General features: G+C 65.2%; 19 protein-coding genes. 7 read left to right on the forward strand and 12 right to left on the reverse strand.

Annotation, left to right across the window (positions count from 1 at the left end; all coding sequences use genetic code 11):
- Window positions 1-101 precede the first annotated feature (101 nt).
- Entirely contained in the window at window positions 102-506 is a 405-nt protein-coding gene (locus tag ABIC94_RS07300) for a response regulator (protein ID WP_354372365.1), read from the forward strand.
- 67 nt (window positions 507-573) lie between these two features.
- Here the strand turns inward: ABIC94_RS07300 and ABIC94_RS07305 are convergent, their stop codons facing one another.
- The gene (locus tag ABIC94_RS07305) at window positions 574-1,206 is read right to left on the reverse strand and encodes a response regulator (RefSeq protein ID WP_007837167.1); all 633 of its coding nucleotides are present in this window, start codon (window positions 1,204-1,206) and stop codon (window positions 574-576) included.
- Between the two features lie 131 nt (window positions 1,207-1,337).
- On the opposite strand from ABIC94_RS07305, the gene ABIC94_RS07310 reads away from it, so the two are divergent.
- The 6 genes from ABIC94_RS07310 to ABIC94_RS07335 all read left to right on the forward strand — a co-directional run bounded on the left by ABIC94_RS07310 (window position 1,338) and on the right by ABIC94_RS07335 (window position 4,925).
- Window positions 1,338-2,657, forward strand: coding sequence for a CHASE3 domain-containing protein (locus tag ABIC94_RS07310; RefSeq protein WP_354372366.1), 1,320 nt, complete (start codon window positions 1,338-1,340; stop codon window positions 2,655-2,657).
- Between the two features lie 204 nt (window positions 2,658-2,861).
- Entirely contained in the window at window positions 2,862-3,026 is a 165-nt protein-coding gene (locus ABIC94_RS07315; protein ID WP_157615369.1) for a DUF1328 domain-containing protein, read from the forward strand.
- A gap of 53 nt (window positions 3,027-3,079) precedes the next feature.
- Window positions 3,080-3,457: a hypothetical protein gene (locus ABIC94_RS07320; protein WP_354372367.1), complete on the forward strand. Its 378-nt coding sequence runs from the start codon at window positions 3,080-3,082 to the stop codon at window positions 3,455-3,457.
- A 52-nt stretch (window positions 3,458-3,509) separates the two neighbouring features.
- Window positions 3,510-3,893 (forward strand): hypothetical protein, encoded by a 384-nt coding sequence (locus ABIC94_RS07325; protein ID WP_354372368.1) that lies wholly within the window; start codon window positions 3,510-3,512, stop codon window positions 3,891-3,893.
- Window positions 3,880-4,371, forward strand: coding sequence for a hypothetical protein (locus ABIC94_RS07330; RefSeq protein ID WP_354372369.1), 492 nt, complete (start codon window positions 3,880-3,882; stop codon window positions 4,369-4,371). The genes ABIC94_RS07325 and ABIC94_RS07330 overlap by 14 nt, the downstream gene beginning before the upstream one ends.
- Window positions 4,368-4,925: a ferritin-like domain-containing protein gene (locus ABIC94_RS07335; protein WP_354372370.1), complete on the forward strand. Its 558-nt coding sequence runs from the start codon at window positions 4,368-4,370 to the stop codon at window positions 4,923-4,925. The genes ABIC94_RS07330 and ABIC94_RS07335 overlap by 4 nt, the downstream gene beginning before the upstream one ends.
- An 85-nt stretch (window positions 4,926-5,010) precedes the next feature.
- On the opposite strand, the gene ABIC94_RS07340 is transcribed toward ABIC94_RS07335, so the two are convergent.
- The 11 genes from ABIC94_RS07340 to ABIC94_RS07390 form a co-directional block, all read right to left on the reverse strand.
- On the reverse strand, window positions 5,011-5,532 hold the full coding sequence (locus ABIC94_RS07340; protein ID WP_354372371.1) for a BON domain-containing protein: 522 nt from the start codon (window positions 5,530-5,532) through the stop codon (window positions 5,011-5,013).
- Between the two features lie 153 nt (window positions 5,533-5,685).
- Window positions 5,686-6,522 carry a DUF429 domain-containing protein gene (locus ABIC94_RS07345; RefSeq protein WP_354372372.1) on the reverse strand — a complete coding sequence of 279 codons (837 nt, stop codon included), beginning with the start codon at window positions 6,520-6,522 and terminating at the stop codon, window positions 5,686-5,688.
- A gap of 4 nt (window positions 6,523-6,526) precedes the next feature.
- Window positions 6,527-7,408 carry a DMT family transporter gene (locus ABIC94_RS07350; protein WP_354372373.1) on the reverse strand — a complete coding sequence of 294 codons (882 nt, stop codon included), beginning with the start codon at window positions 7,406-7,408 and terminating at the stop codon, window positions 6,527-6,529.
- Window positions 7,409-7,464: 56 nt separating this feature from the next.
- Window positions 7,465-7,887, reverse strand: coding sequence for a BLUF domain-containing protein (locus tag ABIC94_RS07355; protein WP_307699463.1), 423 nt, complete (start codon window positions 7,885-7,887; stop codon window positions 7,465-7,467).
- Window positions 7,888-7,889: 2 nt separating this feature from the next.
- Entirely contained in the window at window positions 7,890-8,621 is a 732-nt protein-coding gene (folE, locus tag ABIC94_RS07360; protein WP_258502055.1) for a GTP cyclohydrolase I, read from the reverse strand.
- Between the two features lie 64 nt (window positions 8,622-8,685).
- Window positions 8,686-9,438, reverse strand: a complete 753-nt coding sequence (locus ABIC94_RS07365) for an endonuclease/exonuclease/phosphatase family protein (protein ID WP_354372374.1) — start codon at window positions 9,436-9,438, stop codon at window positions 8,686-8,688.
- Window positions 9,435-9,908, reverse strand: coding sequence for a dihydroneopterin triphosphate diphosphatase (nudB, locus tag ABIC94_RS07370; RefSeq protein ID WP_354372375.1), 474 nt, complete (start codon window positions 9,906-9,908; stop codon window positions 9,435-9,437). The genes ABIC94_RS07365 and nudB overlap by 4 nt, the downstream gene beginning before the upstream one ends.
- 7 nt (window positions 9,909-9,915) lie before the next feature.
- The gene (gene aspS, locus ABIC94_RS07375) at window positions 9,916-11,724 is read right to left on the reverse strand and encodes an aspartate--tRNA ligase (RefSeq protein ID WP_354372376.1); all 1,809 of its coding nucleotides are present in this window, start codon (window positions 11,722-11,724) and stop codon (window positions 9,916-9,918) included.
- A 33-nt stretch (window positions 11,725-11,757) separates the two neighbouring features.
- Complete coding sequence (locus ABIC94_RS07380; protein ID WP_354372377.1) at window positions 11,758-12,378, reverse strand: DUF502 domain-containing protein; 621 nt, start codon at window positions 12,376-12,378, stop codon at window positions 11,758-11,760.
- 9 nt (window positions 12,379-12,387) lie between these two features.
- Complete coding sequence (locus ABIC94_RS07385) at window positions 12,388-12,741, reverse strand: FmdB family zinc ribbon protein (RefSeq protein ID WP_354372378.1); 354 nt, start codon at window positions 12,739-12,741, stop codon at window positions 12,388-12,390.
- 89 nt (window positions 12,742-12,830) lie between these two features.
- Entirely contained in the window at window positions 12,831-14,279 is a 1,449-nt protein-coding gene (locus ABIC94_RS07390) for a sodium:solute symporter family protein (protein WP_354372379.1), read from the reverse strand.
- Window positions 14,280-14,284 lie beyond the last annotated feature (5 nt).

Genomic DNA, 14,284 nt, shown 5'->3' on the forward strand with positions numbered 1-14,284 from the left:
CATGATGCGGGTCGGCGACACCTCAATCTTCGATGCGCAGGTATTTCGCCCGCAGGGGCGTTCGCCAGAAGCACCTGCCCACAGAGGAAGCGCGGTTCGGCATGGATACCAGATTGCAGACATACATCGTCGAAGACAACCTCACGATCCGTGAAAACCTCATTGGTACCCTGGAAGAACTCACCTGCACGACGGTCGTCGGCTTTGCCGAGACCGAGGCGCACGCACGCCAATGGCTGCAGGACCACGGCGAAGAGTGGGACCTGGCGGTGGTCGATCTTTTTCTCAAGCAGGGCAGCGGCCTTGGCGTGCTCCAGGCCTGCACGTCGCGCAGGCCGAACCAGAAGGTGGTGGTGCTCAGCAACTATGCAACGCCCGACATCCGGCGGCGCTGCGCCGAATTCGGGGTGGATGCGGTGTTCGACAAGTCGAACGAGATCGATGCCCTGGTCGACTTCTGCATCCTGGAGGCGGCGGCTCACCGCCCCGCCACCGGCACGGAATGAAAAAGAGGCAGAAGAAGCCGCGCCGGGCCTCCCTGCCTCTTTCTTCAGCCGCAGCCTGATTCTTTTCTCAATCGATCAGCTTGTTCTTCAGCGCGTAGTAGGTGAGGTCGCTGTTGGAAGACAGATTCATCTTCTCCATGAGACGCGTGCGGTAGGTGCTGACGGTCTTGACCGACAGCGACAGCGTCTTGGCGATGTCGCCCGCGGTCTCGCCCTTGGCGAGCTTCAGGAACACCTGGAATTCTCTTTCCGACAGCTGCTCGTGCGGTGCCGCATCGTCCTTGCGGTCGAGTTGGCGAGCCAGCAGTTCCGCCACGGCCGGCGTGATGTAGCGGCGGCCGAGCGAGATGGTGCGAATCGCATTGACGATCTCGATCGGATCGCACTCCTTGTTGAGGTACCCGCTCGCGCCCTGGCGGATGAGGTTCATCGCGTAGTGCTCTTCGGGGTAGCCGCTCAGAATCAGGATGCCCACGTCCGGCGCCTTGGCGCGGATCATGGCGAGGGCGTCGATGCCGCTCTGTCCCGGCATGGAAAGATCCATCACCAGCACGTCGAGTTCGGTGGTGCGCACGAGCTCGATGGCCTCGCGCCCGCTGGCGGCCTCGCCGGCCACGCGCAAGTCGACGTGCTCGGAGAAGAACTGCCGCAGGCCCGAACGCACGATAGCGTGGTCGTCCACAATTCCAATTTTGATCATCTGTTACTTTCTTCGTTGTGTCGCAGCCGAGGAAGCCGCAACATGCCGATCCCCTGGTTGTTATCAATTATTCACGAACTTGTGCTGAAAGCACCTTTGAAAGTTTCATGCACTGGCTAGCTCCTCCAAAAATGGCCGTGAGCCTCCTGCTCGCGGCACTGGCTGCGCTGGCCCTCGTCGGCATCAACGAGGCCGGCTACCGCCAGTCGACCCAGGCCCTGGCGAACATCGACGAGGCGCAAAAGGTGCGCGCCACGGTCAACCTCATCCTGCAAAGCATGCTCGACGCCGAAACCGGGCAGCGCGGCTACCTCCTGACCGGCGAAACCAGCTACCGCCAACCTTACGACATGGCCGTCAAGCAGGTCGATGGATACCTTGCCACATTGCGCCAACTTTACGCCGAACGGCCCGCCGAGCGTACCCAATTGGCGGAGCTCTCCAAGCACGTGCTGCGCAAGATAGCCGAAATGGACATGAGCGTGCGCCTGCGGCAGGACGGCAAGGAGGATGCCTGGAAGTTCGTCATCACGACGGACGTGGGGCGCGAGGAAATGGACGCGATCCGCAAGAGCGCCCACGACCTCGTGGCGGCCAGCAACAAGACCCTGCAGGAAAGCCAGGTGCAGGTGATGAAGTCGCTGCAGCTAGCGCGCATCGGCACCGCCATCGTGGCGCTGGCGGCCCTGTTCGCCTTCTTTCTGTATCTGCGCCAGACGCATGCATTGCGTTCCATCGGCGAGCGCCAGCAGGAAACGCTGCAACGCGAACGCAACGCGCTCGAAGACGAAGTGCGCGAACGCACCGCATCGCTGGCCGAGCTGGCCACCCACTTGCAGGACGTGCGCGAAACCGAGCGCGGCTATCTCGCACGGGAGCTGCACGACGAGCTCGGCTCGCTGCTGACCGCGGCCAAGCTGGACGTCGCCCGCCTCAAGTCGAGGCTGCTGGAGGCACCGGACGCCACGCAGCGGCTGCAGCATCTGACCGAGCTGCTCAACAGCGGCATCGCGCTCAAGCGCCGGATCATCGAAGATCTCCGGCCATCGTCGCTGTCGAACCTCGGGCTGGTGGCGTCGCTGGAAATCCTCGGACGCGAATTTGCCGAGCGCTCGGGCATTCAGGTGCAGATGGCGCTCGAACCCGTCACCATGGACGAGTCGCGCCAGCTCACCATCTACCGCATGGTGCAGGAGAGCCTGACCAACATCGGCAAGTACGCCGAGGCCAGCGAGGCGACGATTGTCCTGAAGAACTACGCGAACCACGTGATCGTGGAAGTTGCCGACAACGGCAAGGGCTTCGACCCGCTGCGCATTTTTCCCTCGACGCACGGCCTTGCGGGCATGCGCCACCGGGTGGAAGCCGCGCGGGGCAAGCTCACGATCTCGTCGACGCCGGGCCGAGGCACCCGCCTGAGCGCGATGCTGCCCGTCGTCAAGCCGGTCTGACGCACTGCGGGCCCCTCCTCCGCCGGCGCCTCGTCGCTACCAGGCAATGGCCGGCCCGGGAGGAACTCGGTCGTCTCCTACGCTCCACGCGCCCAGCCGCTGACAGGGTCTTGCAGGGGGGGCACTTAAGGTTGTTCCTGTGCCGTTCATTCCCTCTTTGAACGTGCAGTTTCAAACAACGAGCGAAGTCTCGAAGGAGTCCACATGCTGCACTACACCGTGGTGTTTCTGGTCATTGCGCTGATTGCCGCTGTGTTCGGCTTCGGCGGCATCGCCGCCAGCGCGGTAGGAATCGCCAAGATCCTTTTCGTGATCTTCGCCGTACTTGCCATTGCCAGTTTCCTGGCCGGCTTGCTACGACGCAAGTAGCGTAGGTACGATCAACAGGCTCCCGAATTCATATCCCCGGAAAGGAAATTTTCATGAACACGACCACCAAGACTCCCTCGCAACTCGCCGACGACGCACGCCAGACCGCCAACGAGGCTGTCGAAACTACCCGCGCCTACGCACAGAACGCGGTGAATGCAGCCGGCGAGAAGGTCCGCGAACTGCGCCGCGATGCGGAACCGGCGGTCGAGCAACTGGCAGCGCGCGTGCAGCAAGCCGTGCAGCGCGGCCTGGATGCGGCTTCGACCACCAGCGCGCGCGCACAGCGCCGGCTGGAGCAGGCTGCGGACGTCACCGGCCGCTACATCTCCGACCAGCCCGTGCGCTCGGTGCTGATCGCCGCCGCGGCTGGCGCCGCGATCACCGCACTCATCGTGCTGGCCAGCCGCAGCCGCCGCGACGAATACTGATTCGCTGGCATAGCAAAGTCGCCGATACGCCGTTCCACCGATTCCGCGCACCATGCTTCATCCGATTTTTTCCACGGTGCTCGGACATCCGGAACTCATCGCCGAACACGCCGCCAACTATGCCGCCCTCGTGAGGCAAGAGGCCTCCGAGGCGGGGCGCGGCTTGGTGGCGCGCATCGTTGCCGGCGTGCTGGCGGCGGCCAGTGCCATGCTGGCGCTCGGGCTCATCGGTGTTGCAGTGTTGATGGGCGTGCTGCACGGCAGCTTTCACTGGGTGCTGGTGGCGGTGCCGGGCGTTGCGCTGGTGATTGCCGCTATTTGCGCCTGGATGGCGAGCCGGCCGTTCCCCGGCTACGCATTCGACGATCTTCGCGCCCAGGTCGACGCCGATCTGCAGGCATTGCACGAAGCAGGAGCCCGCCATGAACGGCACTGACCGCAGCTTCCTCACGCCGCAGGAGCGCCTTGCGCTTTCGCGCCGCGCCATCGTCAGACACCTGAACGACGAGGAAGACGAGCCGCGGGACCACGCTCGCAGCAGGCATGACGCGGCGCAGGAGGATGATCCCGAGATGCACGCCTCAGGCGGTGCGAATCGGGAGAGTTCCTCGCGCAACCGCCGTCGATGGGCATCGATGGCGCGCAGCATGACCGAGCGCTGGTGGCGCCGTCATCCGGCCCATGCAGTGGGCCAGCTTGCACGCCCTTTGCTGGAACACTACGCGCGCAAGGAGCCCGCCAAGCTCATGGCCGTGGCTGCGGCCACGGGTGCCGCCATCGTGCTGGTCAAGCCATGGCGCCTGCTCTCTTTCACCGCAGTGCTGGCAGCTGTGCTCAAGACATCCGACGTGGCTGACGTCGTCAACACGTTGATGCAGCAGAAAAACACCAGCCCACGAAAGGACCCTCCATGAATGCGAACTCTCCGGGTGCGAACCCGACAAGGCACGAGCACTTGGTACTCGACGAAAAAGCGATCGAGGCGGCGGCCAACAGCCTCGACGAAGGTGCGGTCACGCCGAGCTACGGCCCCTGGCGCGACGATGTCGTAAAGCTGCTGAACGATGCGCTGGCCACCGAGCTGGTGTGCGTGCTGCGCTACAAGCGCCACTATTTCACCGCCAACGGCGTGTCGTCGCCCGCAATTGCCGAAGAATTCCTGGTCCACGCCAATGAAGAGTCGGCGCACGCGGACCGCATTGCCGAGCGCATCGTGCAGCTGGGCGGCGAGCCGGACTTCGCCCCGAACCACCTGCTCGAGCGAAGCCACGCCGGCTACGACGAGTCGACCGACCTGCAGGCCATGGTGCGCGCCAATCTCGTGGCCGAGCGCATTGCCGTGGAGACGTACCGGCAGATGATCGGCCTCATCGGCGACAAGGACCCGACGACCCGGCGCATGCTGGAAGACATTCTTTCCGACGAGGAAGAGCACGCGGACGAGCTCAAGGACTGGCTCGGCCACTGAACAAGGCCTAACTCAAGGCCACTGCCCCAAAAAAAGCCCGGACGAGCCGGGCTTTTTGCTTGATGCTGGAAGGGAGAAAGCGCGCTCAGCTCCTTACTTCGAGCTGGTTGTTCACCGAAGTCACTCCCTGCACGCCCTTGGCGATTTCCTCGGCACGCGCCTTGGCGGCCGCCGTGGGCGCGGGGCCCTTCAGGCTGACGGCACCGGCCTTGGTGTCCACGTCGATCTTGATGGCGCTCAGGTCCGGGTCCTTGGCAAGGTTCGCGGAAACCGATGCGGTGATCGCGGCATCGTCCACCGTCGAGGTCACCGCTGCACCGGCGTTTTTGGCGGTTTCCTTCATGTTGGCCACGCCGTCCTTCACCTCCGCGCTCGTGCTGGCGGCGTCGATCTTTGCCTTGGCGTCCTTGAGGGCCTCTCCGGTCTTGGCGGCAGCGGTATCGGCCGCCTTCTCGGTCTTCGAAATCGCACTGTCCAGCTTCTCGCCCGCGGTGCGGTTGTCCGAGTTGTCGCAGGCGGAAAGCGTCAATGCCGCACCGGCCACGAGCAGCATGGCGAGCCACGTGCGCGAGAGCGGCATGTCGATGGTTTGACGAAGTTTTTTCATTTGGAATCCTCCAGTCGCTCCGAAGAGCGGGGTGACGCGCGCACATTGCGCGCAGGCACGTCCGGACATAGCCCGAACCGCCTCGTCAATCTAGCTTTCAGGCAAGGAGCGAGGGCGTCGCTGCCACCGCGAAACCCTGTAGGACAAGGAGGCTCAAGCCGTGACGATCCAGCCTTCGATCGGATCGAACTGCTCCGGCAAGCCATAGCCCGGCCCTGGCGTGGATGCGCGCTGCGCGCTCCACGCGGCCTGCACGAGACAAAGCACCGCATCGATGTGGTCGCCGCGGGCGTCGGCCAGCAGTTCGAGGCGTTGCTCGCCGCCAAGCGCCAGCCGCAAGCCCAGCCGCGTGGTGCCCGCCTCGAGTGCGGCCAGCAGATCGCTGCGCGCCATCAGCCGCTCGGGCGTCTGCTTGACCCGTTCGTCGCTCTTGTAGCTGCGCCGGCCGATCAGTTCGCGGGCCAGCAGCCCCGGGTACGCCTCCAGCGCCACGCGGCTTTTGCTGCTGCCGGCGTGCAGCCCCGGAAGATGCGCGCCGGCCGCCACGAGCGGCGGCACGCCCGCGTGGAGCATGAAGGCCACCGGCGGGTTGACCCACTTCATCGACGTGCTTGAACCGGCGGGCGCATCGGTCGCCCGGTGCGCGAACTTGCCGCCGACCGGACGCGCGGCGCAGAAGGCGGCAAAGGTGGCGCGAATCTCGGCGCGGCTCAGGCTGGCGTAGTGGGCCATGAGCGCGCTCCACTCCGTGGGCCAGCGCAGATGTTCGACCAGTTCGCGCGGAAGGCCGAACGGAAAATCGAAACCGCCGATCCACACCGGCTCGCTGCGCAGCCACTCGGCCCATGCACCGAGCGTGGTGAAGCGTTTCAGGCCCGCCAGCACCAGTTCACCCCCATCGCCAATGCGGCCGCTGGCGATGACGATGGGCTTTCGCACCGTAGGTGCGCAAGAGAAATCGCAGCCGAACAGCAGCGTTGCGGCGCTCATTCCTTCACCCCAGCGCGAGCGCCACCACGCCGGCGGCAATGAAGGCGGCGCCCAGCAGCCGCAGCAAGCGATCGCCCTCGCGCAGCAGGTGGCCGCCGATCAGCGCGGCGAAGAGCATCGAGACTTCGCGCGCCGGGGCCACGTGGGAAATGGGCGCCTGCTGCACGGCATAGAGCACCAGCACGTAGGAGACGGGACTGATCGTCGCCACCAGCAGCGCGTACTTCCATTGCGCGCGCCACATCCGCGCAGTGGCGGCGCGGTCGTGCAGCGCCGCGGGCAGCAACAGGCCCACGCGCACGAAGTTGCCGAAGTAGTCGAGCAGGATCGGCGACATTGCCAGGAACTTCACCGCATAGCTGTCGGCCACCGTGTAGGCCGCGATGAAGGCCCCGGTCAGCACGCCGTAGCGGATGCCCTTGTGCACCCGCGCGCGCTGGGCGGGGTCATGCTTCTTGCGCCAGAGCCCCGGCCCGCCCGCCACCAGGAACACGCCGAGCACCACGCCCGCAATGCCCGCAACGCCCACAAGGCTGATGCGCTCGCCCAGGAACAAGATGGCGACCAACGAAGACAGCAGCGGGCCCGAGCCGCGCGCCAGCGGATACACCACGGTGAGATCGGACTTGCGGTAGCCGCGCAGCAGGATGACGTAGTAGAAGACGTGCAACACACCGCTCAGCACGACGAAGCCCCACTCCCGCAAGCCCCAGGTCGGTACCACGCTCCAGCCCAGCGCGATGCCCACGGGAGCCCACACGACGGTCACGAACACGCCGCTCTGGAACGCGAAGCGCGCATCGCCGTTCGCCTTCTTGGCGGCTATGTTCCAGCTGGCGTGAATGATCCCGGCGAGCAGGATCAATGCGAAGGCGGAGAGCGGCACCCCGGGTTATGCGAGGCCGGGGGAACGCGAAGTGCCTGGCGCGGGCACCACGTTCTCTAGTGGCGGCCGACGATGGCGGCGGTGGCCATCAGTTCTTCGAGCAGCGCCAGCGAGACCTTGCCCGACACGGCATAAGGATTCAGCTCGGGCTTCTCCGAATACTTGAGCAGGGTCGAGGCATTGAGCTTCGAGAGGTTCACCTGCCCCATGGTCCAGCCGCCGAAGCGGCGCTCGGAAATTTCTTCGTAGTGCAGCAGCACCACATCCTTGTGGCGCGCGTCGCGCTGGATATGGCCGTAAAGCTCGCTGATGGCCATGCGCCCGCCCTCGATGGCCTGCAGGAAGGTACCCGCGCCGTAGCAAAGAATGCCGGTGATGCCGCAAGCCGTGTTGTGCGTGCGCGATTGCGCGAGGATGGCCTCGATGGCCTCGGGGCTCGTATCGACAGCACGGCTGGCGTAAAGAAGGCGGACCAGCATGTTCAGCTCCTTCTCGGCAGCAGGGAAAGGAATTCGCGGCGCAGGCTCGGGTCTTTCAGGAACACGCCGCGCATCACGGAGTTGATCATCTTGCTGTCCATTTCCTTCACGCCGCGCCAGGCCATGCAGAAGTGCTCGGCTTCCATCACGAGCGCAAGGCCATCGGGCTGGGTCTTTTCCTGGATGAGGTCGGCCAACTGCACCACCGCCTCTTCCTGGATCTGGGGCCGGCCCATCACCCATTCGGCAAGGCGCGCGTACTTCGAAAGGCCGATGACGTTGGTGTGCTCGTTGGGCATGATGCCGATCCACAGCTTGCCGATGATCGGGCAGAAGTGGTGCGAGCAGGCGCTGCGCACTGTAATCGGGCCGACGATCATCAGCTCGTTCAGGTGCTCGGCATTCGGAAATTCGGTGAGCGAAGGCGGCGCCACGTAGCGGCCCCTGAACACTTCGTTCAGGTACATCTTGGCCACCCGGCGCGCGGTGTTGCCGGTGTTGTGATCGTTCTCGAGGTCGATCACCAGGCTTTCGAGCACGCCCTTCATCTTGACTTCGACCTCGTCGAGCAGCGACTCGAGTTCGCCCGGCTCAATGAACTCGGCAATGTTGTCGTTGGCGTTGAAGCGCTTGCGCGCGGCGGTCAGGCGTTCGCGGATCTTCACCGAGACGGGCGTGCCCTCGTCATCGTTGTTTCCATCAGGGCGCGGTTCCACGTCGGTTTTCCTCAGCATCCGCGCATGGTATCAGCGAACGCATTTTTGCAGCGTCCAGAGGGGAACACCGCCAGACCGGGGCTCATGCCAGCGTGAAGTCGGCCACCAGCGGCAGATGATCGGACATGCGCGCCCAGATCGGCCCGCGCGGCACCGAGCAGGCCACCGGCTCCAGCTGCCGCCCGTAGACGAAATCGAGCTGCGCCACCGGCAGCCGCGAGGGATAAGTGAGCGTTCGCGGCCCGCGCAGGTCGCTGGTGTCGCGCAGGCCCATCGCGTTCATGGCGTAGCGCATGCGCGCGCCCCAGTCGTTGAAATCGCCCGCGACGACCACCGCCTCGCCAGGCGGCACTTCGCGCTCGATGAACTCCCGCAGCCGTGCGACCTGCCGCACGCGGCTGCCCTTGATGAGCCCCAGGTGCACGACGATGGCATGCACGGGGCGGCCCTCCACCTCGATGACGACATGCAGCAGCCCGCGCTGCTCGAAGCGGTGGTCGGAGATGTCCTGATGGCCGGTGCGGATCACCGGCCAGCGCGTCAGGAGCGCATTGCCATGCTCGCCGTGGCGCGTGATGGCGTTGGTTTCGTACACGGCGGTATAGCCCTCGGGCGCGAGAAAGTCGGCCTGGGGAAGCTCTGGCCAGCGCTCGAAGCGCATCGCGGCCTGCCGGTTCATCTTGCGCACTTCCTGCAGGCAGATGATGTCGGCGTCGAGCTGCTCGATGGCATGCCCCAGGTTGTGGATTTCGAGGCGCCGCGCCGGCCCGATGCCTTGCACACCCTTGTGGATGTTGTAGGTCGCGACCCGAAGGGTATGTGCCGGCAGGTTCATCGCGCAAATTCTGGCAGCAACAGAATGGCTTCGGCGTTCGATGGGGAAAAGCACGCGTCCGCCGCCTCGCGGTAAGGCAGCCATTTCCAGTCGGTGTGCTCGCGAGGGGCCAACGCGGGCACCAAGCGCTCGGGCACGCAGAGGCCGAACAGGTGCTCGGTGTTGTGCGTCACGCCGGGTTCATAGCGTGCGCGCCAGCCCGGGTAGATTTCGTAGACGTTGCGCAGCTGCCAGTCGACCAGCCGCGCGGCCAGCGGAGTGCCCTCCCCGCACTGGATGCCGGTTTCCTCGGCCACCTCGCGTGCCGCGGTGAGCATGAGCGGCTCGTCGGCCAGGTCCTTGCTACCGGTGACCGACTGCCAGAAGTCATTGGCATCGGCACGCCGGATCAGCAGCACATCGAGCGCCGGCGTATGGATGACGACCAGCACCGACTCCGGAATCTTCCAGGGCCGGATGCCTGTCGTCATGAGCGCATCAGGCGGCGGGCTGCTGGACGTTGCGCAGCCGGATGTGCAGCTCGCGCAGCTGCTTCTCGTCGACCGGGCTCGGCGCCTGCGTGAGCAGGTCTTGCGCGCGCTGGGTCTTGGGGAAGGCGATCACGTCGCGGATCGACTCGGCGCCGGTCATGAGCATGACCAGGCGGTCGAGGCCGATGGCGATGCCGCCGTGCGGCGGGGCGCCGTATTGCAGCGCGTCGAGCAGGAAGCCGAACTTGAGCTGTGCGTCTTCGGCGCTGATCTTGAGCGCGCGGAACACCTTGCTCTGCACTTCTTCGCGGTGGATACGCACCGAACCGCCGCCCATCTCGATGCCGTTGAGCACCATGTCGTAGGCCTTGGCAATGCACTTCTCGGGCGCGGTGTCCATGAGGTCTTCATGGCCGTCCTTCGGTGCGGTGAACGGATGGTGCACGGCGCTCCAGCGCTGGCCTTCCTCGTCGAACTCGAACATCGGGAAGTCGACCACCCAGAGCGGCGCCCAGCGGTCGTCGAACAGGCCCGCCTTCTTGCCGAAGGCGCTGTGGCCGATCTTCACGCGCAGCGCGCCGATGGCGTCGTTGACGACCTTTTCCTTGTCGGCGCCGAAGAACAGGATGTCGCCGTTGCGGGCACCCGTGCGGGCGATGATCTCGGCCAGCGAGGCATCGTCGAGGTTCTTGACGATCGGGCTTTGCAGGCCTTCGCGGCCGGCGGCTGCGTCGTTGACCTTGATGTAGGCCAGGCCCTTGGCGCCGTAGATCTTGACGAACTCCTGGTACGCGTCGATTTCGCCGCGCGACAGGCCGCCCTCGGCGCCGCCGCCCGGCACGCGCAGTGCGACCACACGGCCGCCCTGCATGGTGGCGGCGTTCGAGAACACCTTGAACTCGACGCGCTTCATGAGCTCGGTGAGTTCGGTGAACTCGAGCTTCACGCGCAGGTCGGGCTTGTCGGAGCCGTACTTGAACATCGCGTCGCCGTACGTCATGGTCGGGAACACCGGCAGGTCGATGCCCGCGGCATTGCGGAACACGGTGCGGATCATGCCTTCGAACATCTCGCGGATTTCTTCTTCGGCGAGGAACGAGGTCTCGATGTCGATCTGCGTGAACTCGGGCTGGCGGTCGGCGCGCAGGTCTTCGTCGCGGAAGCACTTCACGATCTGGTAGTAGCGGTCGTAGCCGGCCACCATCAGCAGTTGCTTGAAGAGCTGGGGCGACTGCGGCAGCGCGAAGAAGCTGCCGTCGTGCACGCGGCTGGGCACGAGGTAGTCGCGCGCGCCTTCGGGCGTGGACTTGCCGAGCATCGGGGTCTCGATGTCGATGAAGCCGTTGGCGTCGAGGAACTTGCGCGTTTCCATCGTCACCTTGTAGCGCAGCATCATGTTGCGCTGCATGGCCGGGCGGCGCAGGTCGAGCACGCGGTGCGTGAGGCGGGTGGTTTCCGACAGGTTGTCGTCGTCCAGCAGGAACGGCGGCGTGACCGACGGGTTCAGCACCTTGAGCTCATGGCACAGCACTTCGATCTTGCCGCTCTTGAGGCTGTCGTTGGTCGTGCCTTCGGGGCGCGCGCGCACCAGGCCGGTGATCTGCACGCAGAACTCGTTGCGCAGGTTCTCGGCCACGGCGAAGGTGGAAGCACGATCGGGGTCGCACACCACCTGCACGTAGCCTTCGCGGTCGCGCACGTCGATGAAGATCACGCCGCCATGGTCGCGGCGACGGTTGACCCAGCCGCACAGGGTGACGGTTTGGCCCATCAGGGCTTCGGTCACAAGACCGCAATAGTGAGTACGCATGGCCATATCTTGAATTCCAGCGCCGCGAAGGCGCGTTTTTTACTTGTTCGCGATGGTCGAGGGGCCGCCGGGAACGACCACGCCCATCGAGACGATGTATTTGAGCGCTTCGTCCACGCTCATCTTGAGTTCGATGCAGTCGCTGCGCTTGAGCATCACGAAATAACCGCCCGTGGGATTGGGCGTTGTCGGTACGTAAACGCTGAGGTAGTCACCGCCGCCCAAGTGCTCGACCACGTCGCTACCGGGCGTGCCGGTCACGAAGGCGATGGTCCAGACGCCCTCTCGGGGCCACTGCACCAGCACGGCCGTCCGGAAGGCATTGCCGTTCTCGGAAAAAAGCGTGTCGGAGACCTGCTTGACGCTGGAGTAGATCGAGCGCACGACCGGAATGCGCCGCACCACGGCGTCGCCCCATCCGAGCAGGCGCTTGCCCACGAAATTGCTTGCGATGGCGCCCACGCCCAGCAATATGGCCAGCGTGAGCAGCACGCCGAGCCCGCGCACGTTGTTTTCGTGCAGCCATCGTTGCCAGACCACCGGCAGCACCCAGAGCGTCTGGTCCAGCGTGTCGATGATCCACTTCAGCACCGCCAGGGTGATGAACAGCGGAACAATCACCAGCAAGCCGGAAAACAGCCATTTGCGCAGGGCGAGCATGGTGTGTTCTCAGTCGCTCTTGGCAGCAGGGGCAGGCGCCGGAGCGGGGCTGGAGACAGGCGCGGGGGCAGGGGCAGGGGCAGGCGCGGCGCTGGAAGCTTCGGCGGTCTTGGCGGCCGGCGCGGCAGCGTCGCCGCTCGCCGCGGGAGCCGCGGTTGCAGGCTCGGCCTTCTTGCCGCCGCCGTCGCGGAAATCGGTCACGTACCAGCCGGAACCCTTGAGCTGGAAGCCGGCGGCGGTGACCTGCTTTTCGAATGCACTCGCGCCGCACGCCGGACACACCGTGAGCGGCGCATCGGACATTTTTTGCAGGGCGTCCTTGGCAAAGCCGCAGGCGCTGCACTTGTAGGCGTAAATGGGCATGGAATTGAGTAAAAAAGCGGCGCAAAAACCGAGCAGAGGCCGCTCGCAAAGCCCTCGATTATAAGGGGCGCCCTACCTCGAACGCCGCTTCAGGCCGGCTCGGTCACCAGCAGCCGGTGCGGCGTGCGGGTGTTGGCCACCCATTGGGGCGCCAGCGATCCGGCCACCATGCCGGCAAACGAAGCGAGCACGCCGGCCAGCTGGGCCGGGAATTCGGCGCTCCAGGGCATGGACAGGAACAGCAGCCAGACCCCGATGCCGAACAGGACCGAAGCGATGGCGCCCTGCGTGGTGGCGCGGCGCCAGTAGAGCCCGCACACCAGCGGCACGAAGGCGCCGACCAGCGGCACCTGGTAGGCGCCCGACACCAGTTCGTAAATGGGCGTGCCCTGCATGCGGATGGCGTAGGCCAGCACGGCCGCGCTGAAAACCAGCACCGTGATGCGCATGGTCATGAGGTTCTGGCGGTCGGTGCCCGCGGGCCGGAACTGGCGCCAGATGTTCTCGGTGAAGGTGACGCTCGGCGCCAGCAAGGTGGCCGAGGCGGTCGACTTGATGGCCGACAGCAGCGCGCCGAAAAACAGCACCTGCATCACGAAGGGCATCTTCTCGAGCACCAGCGTCGGCAGCACCTTCTGCGGATCTTCCTTCAGCAGCACGGCGGTCTGCTCCGGCATGATCAGGAGCGCGCTCGCCACCAGGAACATGGGCACGAAGGCAAACAGGATGTACGCCACCCCGCCGATGACCGGGCCGCGGGTGGCGGCCTTGACGCTGTTGGCCGACATCACGCGCTGGAACACGTCCTGCTGCGGAATGGAGCCCAGCATCATCGTGATGGCCGCGGCAAAGAAGAACACCATGTCGTGCCAGTTGGGCTCGGGCCAGAACTTGAAGAGATCCTTGCTGACCGCGAACGCCACCACCTTGTCTGCACCGCCGGCCATGTTGCCGGCAAACACCGCGATGATGGCAAGCCCCGCGACGAGGATGATCATCTGGATGAAGTCGGTCACCGCCACCGACCACATGCCGCCGAAAAGGGTGTAGGCCAGGATGGAAACCACACCGATCACCATGCCCGCCGGAATGCTGATGGCCCCGGCCGAAAGCACGTTGAACACCAGCCCCAGCGCCGTGACCTGCGCCGACACCCAGCCCAGGTAGCTCAGCATGATGATGAGCGAACACGCCACTTCGACGCCGCGGCCGTAGCGCTCGCGGTAGTAGTCGCTGATGGTCAGCAGCGTCATGCGGTAGAGCTTGCCCGCGAAGAACAGCCCGACCAGGATCAGGCAGGTGCCCGCGCCGAACGGGTCTTCGACCACGCCGCCCAGCCCGTTTTCGATGAACTTGGCCGGAATGCCGAGCACCGTTTCGGAGCCGAACCAGGTCGCGAAGGTGGTCGTCACGATCATGAAGAGCGGCAGGTGCCGACCCGCAATGGCGAAGTCGGTGGTGTTCTTCACCCGCTTGGCGGCGTAGAGGCCGATCGCAATGGTGACCAGCAGATAAACGACAACCAGCGTCAGCAACACGGGGA

Source organism: Variovorax paradoxus, assembly GCF_040544635.1.
GTDB lineage: Bacteria > Pseudomonadota > Gammaproteobacteria > Burkholderiales > Burkholderiaceae_C > Variovorax > Variovorax paradoxus_R.